Source organism: Clostridium sp. BJN0001 (assembly GCF_022869825.1).
In the GTDB taxonomy this organism is placed as follows: domain Bacteria; phylum Bacillota; class Clostridia; order Clostridiales; family Clostridiaceae; genus Clostridium.
Map to the genome: position 1 here is coordinate 12,501 of NZ_CP094971.1, position 2,500 is coordinate 15,000.

At 38.6% G+C, this 2,500-nt stretch carries 1 protein-coding gene and 2 rRNA genes (1 of these 3 running past the window's edge); all 3 read left to right on the top strand.

All coding sequences use genetic code 11. From position 1 onward, the window contains the following. Nucleotides 1-1,203: ribosomal RNA gene (locus tag MTX53_RS00045) — 23S ribosomal RNA — on the top strand; it begins 1,706 nt to the left of the window's first position. Nucleotides 1,204-1,264: 61 nt separating this feature from the next. Continuing rightward, nucleotides 1,265-1,381 (top strand): 5S ribosomal RNA (gene rrf / locus MTX53_RS00050). A gap of 284 nt (nucleotides 1,382-1,665) precedes the next feature. After that, the gene (locus MTX53_RS00055; protein ID WP_244834165.1) at nucleotides 1,666-1,848 is read left to right on the top strand and encodes a hypothetical protein; all 183 of its coding nucleotides are present in this window, start codon (nucleotides 1,666-1,668) and stop codon (nucleotides 1,846-1,848) included. Nucleotides 1,849-2,500: the final 652 nt, after the last annotated feature.

Sequence of the window (2,500 nt, forward strand, 5' to 3'; positions counted from 1 at the left end):
ACTAGGCAAATTGACCCCGTAACTTCGGAATAAGGGGTGCCTGCGAGAGCAGGTCGCAGAGAATAGGCACAAGCAACTGTTTAACAAAAACACAGGTCTCTGCTAAAGCGTAAGCTGATGTATAGGGGCTGACGCCTGCCCGGTGCTGGAAGGTTAAGGGGAATACTTAGCGCAAGCGAAGGTATGAACTTAAGCCCCAGTAAACGGCGGCCGTAACTATAACGGTCCTAAGGTAGCGAAATTCCTTGTCAGGTAAGTTCTGACCCGCACGAATGGCGTAATGACTTGTGCACTGTCTCAACTGCAAATCCGGCGAAGTTGTAGTACGAGTGAAGATGCTCGTTACCCGCGATTGGACGGAAAGACCCCGTAGAGCTTTACTGTAGCTTAGCATTGAATTTCGGTATTGTCTGTACAGGATAGGTGGGAGACTGGGAATTCAGGTCGCCAGATCTGAATGAGTCGTTGTTGGGATACCACCCCGACAGTACTGAAGTTCTAACTGGATGCCATGAAACTGGTGACAGGACATTGTTAGGTGGGCAGTTTGACTGGGGCGGTCGCCTCCTAAAATGTAACGGAGGCGCCCAAAGGTTCCCTCAGAACGGTCGGAAATCGTTCGAAGAGTGCAAAGGCAGAAGGGAGCCTGACTGCGACACATACAGGTGGAGCAGGGACGAAAGTCGGGCTTAGTGATCCGGTGGTACCTCGTGGGAGGGCCATCGCTCAACGGATAAAAGCTACCTCGGGGATAACAGGCTGATCTCCCCCAAGAGTTCACATCGACGGGGAGGTTTGGCACCTCGATGTCGGCTCGTCGCATCCTGGGGCTGAAGTAGGTCCCAAGGGTTGGGCTGTTCGCCCATTAAAGCGGCACGCGAGCTGGGTTCAGAACGTCGTGAGACAGTTCGGTCCCTATCCGTCGCGGGCGTAGGAAATTTGAGAGGAGCTGTCCTTAGTACGAGAGGACCGGGATGGACTGACCTATGGTGTACCAGTTGTTTCGCCAGAAGCATAGCTGGGTAGCTAAGTCGGGACGGGATAAACACTGAAAGCATCTAAGTGTGAAGCCCACCTTAAGATAAGATTTCCCATAGCGTAAGCTAGTAAGACCCCTTGAAGACGACAAGGTTGATAGGTCAGGGGTGTAAGTATAGTAATATATTTAGCTGACTGATACTAATAGGTCGAGGGCTTGACCAAATTAAAAAGTTGTAATACATGATTTATATGCAATTTTGAAAGAACAAATCTTTCAAAAATATCTGGTGATGATGGCGTAGAGGTAACACTCCTTCCCATACCGAACAGGACAGTTAAGGTCTATAGCGCTGATGGTACTGCATGGGTGACTGTGTGGAAGAGTAAGACGTCGCCGGGTGATTAACTAGAAAAAGACCGTATCAAATTGATACGGTCTTTTTTGTATATTAATATTCATATACAATTATGTATGTTATTCTTGAAGAGTACTAAGAGAATTTTTGAAAGAATGAAAATAATCATAAATGCACAAAAGATTAAATGAATTTAATCTTTTGTGTTTTTATAATAAATTGATATTAGGTTTTATTATTAAAGGAGGACACAGAACTGAAAATTGAGACAAATGATTTAATTATACGTGATTTTAAGCTAAGTGATGAAAAAGATTTATGTGAATATATGATGCAGAGAGTTAATGCTGAATTTAAAGAATACCCAGACTTTACGTGTGAGAAATCTAAAAAAGAAATTGAATTTAGATCACAGAGTGATGAATTTTATGCGATTGAGCTAAAAAAAGAGCATAAAGTTATTGAAAATATTTATTTAAGAAAAAGAAGTTTTAATATAAGAGAGATTTGATATGTATTAAAGGAGAATTATCAGCATAAGATATGGAAGTGATGCTGATAAAGTAGCTATAGAGTATATGTTTAATAAAGGTGTTCATCGAATTTGTGCTGAATTTGCTCATCAGAATACAGCTTCGTTAAAACTTATGGAGAAGATTAAAATGACACGAGAAGCTCACTTTAGAAAAAATATTTATTTTCATAAAGATGAGAATGGATCCCATATTTATTGGGACACATATGTATACGCAATATTAAATTTAGATATATAATAATTTTTAATAGAAAGATAAATAATGCTGAAAAATTTTTACTAGTTTTTCAACATTATTTTTTTATAACTTTTATAGAATTAAAATTAATAACAAAGATCAAAAGAAAGTAATAGTAGATTTTATTGAAAAACAAGTAAAACGTAGCCTTGTGTATCAGTATATAAAAAATGATTTAAAACAAAGAAAATTAAAGAAAACTCATAATAATTTCTATAAATTGATATTATTTAATAATATCAATTTTGATTATGTGATAGTATAAAACACGTCGCTTGGACAGACAGTTTTCAACATAAAGAATTAAATAAATTCAAAAAAGTGTTGACAAATGTTGAAAGAGTTGATATAATAAAAAAGTCGCTTGAGGGTGACAAATAAGAAATGGTC